The 1,708-nt window shown below is 32.1% G+C and carries 2 protein-coding genes; both read right to left on the bottom strand.

The window, feature by feature from the left end:
• Positions 1-219, bottom strand: a 219-nt coding sequence (locus tag ACPEPR_RS13750; protein ID WP_423562558.1) for a hypothetical protein, incomplete at its 3' end; no start/stop codon positions are given.
• The gene (locus ACPEPR_RS13755) at positions 209-1,660 is read right to left on the bottom strand and encodes a phospholipase D-like domain-containing protein (protein ID WP_423562559.1); all 1,452 of its coding nucleotides are present in this window, start codon (positions 1,658-1,660) and stop codon (positions 209-211) included. The genes ACPEPR_RS13750 and ACPEPR_RS13755, both read right to left, overlap by 11 nt.
• Positions 1,661-1,708: the final 48 nt, after the last annotated feature.

Raw genomic sequence — 1,708 nt, forward strand, 5'->3', positions numbered from 1 at the left:
CCATTGATCTTTATATTTTTCGATGAGTTCGACTGACCAATTTATATTTTCAAAAGAGCATAAAAACTCTATTCCTTTATCAGTCTCAATACGTTTTAGAATATTAACTAGCCGAATGGCTTCATCACTTTGAATTAAACTAAACACTGTCGAAAGCTGATTTTTGGCTTTCTTGATTTGAAGTTCTTGCGTTTGACCAATAGCTATTTCATTTTTCATTAAATTCTCCAACTCTTAATTGTTCTAATTTTTCTTGCCAAGCTGCTATTTCTCCCTCAAAACTTACTCTTTTATTATGTAGATAATCTACCCACTGTGACTCATTTTTACCGATTTGATTGATAGTCATTGTAACTGGATCAGTGGATAGCTTATGCAGTGCTTGAATGGCTTGTTCTAGCTTATATTTTATTTCAGAAATAGAAGACCTTAAAATATCAATGGATTTGAGCTTACTTGATTTGGTTTGTGAAAAATCACCTTGTTGTAGCTTTGCATAAATGATTTTTACAGCAGCAATATCATTCTTATCGTACGCTTCCTTGAGTTGAATGAATATTTGGCTAGCTTGTCCTTTTTTCTCCTCAGTAACTTTGTCAGGATGGCAAAGATTACACGCTCTACGGAATATATTTTTTAACTCTTTTTCTTCTAACTCATTGAGCTGTTTTACTTCTGTTTGCTGTACTTCTTCATACTCCTCAGAATATTCATCGTAGGTATCTTTTGCTTGCTCAGCTTCTTCTTCTAGTTCATCTATCTCTTCTTGTTCTTGGTTCTGCTCTTGTTTTGCTTGTTCAGCAATACATTGTTGATACTCAGCCTTCAAGCGCAGTAATTCTTTGATTAAATCACCCAGAATTTCATACTGTCTGCGGTTAAATAACAGAATATCTCGTTCAAGATCGGCTTTTTCATTGGTGATTGATTCAAGTCGGAGTTCTAGTATTTTTAACTCAAACTTTAATTCATTCGCTTCATGATCTTCACTGACAACGATTGCAGTAAAGTTCTTTAAGAAAATTGTAATTTCTTCAGCAGCTTGTTGATAAGCACCTTTTTCTAAAAAAGTATGAATCTGTTCAAGCTTATAGCTTTCGATAACAGGAGCTAATTTTGATAGTTGAGACGGAATATTTTCAGTTTCATCGAGAAAAATAAAATTTTTAATCATCTCAAGACGTCTTTTCACTGCATCAGGAGATAATTTAATGGTCGATATTGAGACTTGAGGATCAACTAACTGATTAAAGATTGCCGAATAGTCATCATAAATATGCACTTCATCTTTGATAACTGTAATATTTTCCTCATTATTTCGTGCTTGCTTAGTCCAATTATAAGAACCAGTAATCACAATTTTTTGATCTATAATACAGAATTTATGATGCATTCGATTAAAGTTCTGTGTTTCTAAAAAAGTGATTTGAGCCTTTAGATTCTGTAGACGAACAAAGTTAAGCTTACCAACCCCTCTATTGATTTCATCATCAATCAAAACAAGACGAATAGATAAGCCTTGCTGTGCTTTTTTACACAAAGCATCGAACAACTCCAGATCTGTAAACCAAGCAACAGCAATGAGTATTTCATTTTCAGCTTTTTGGATATAGTCCAAAATGACATTATGAATATCTCTAAAATAAGCTTTAACTGACAATTTTATATCCAATAAATATTTTATAAGTTATTAATATTTTAAAATATT

The organism is Acinetobacter sp. AND/436, from assembly GCF_049546925.1.
Lineage (GTDB): Bacteria > Pseudomonadota > Gammaproteobacteria > Pseudomonadales > Moraxellaceae > Acinetobacter > Acinetobacter indicus.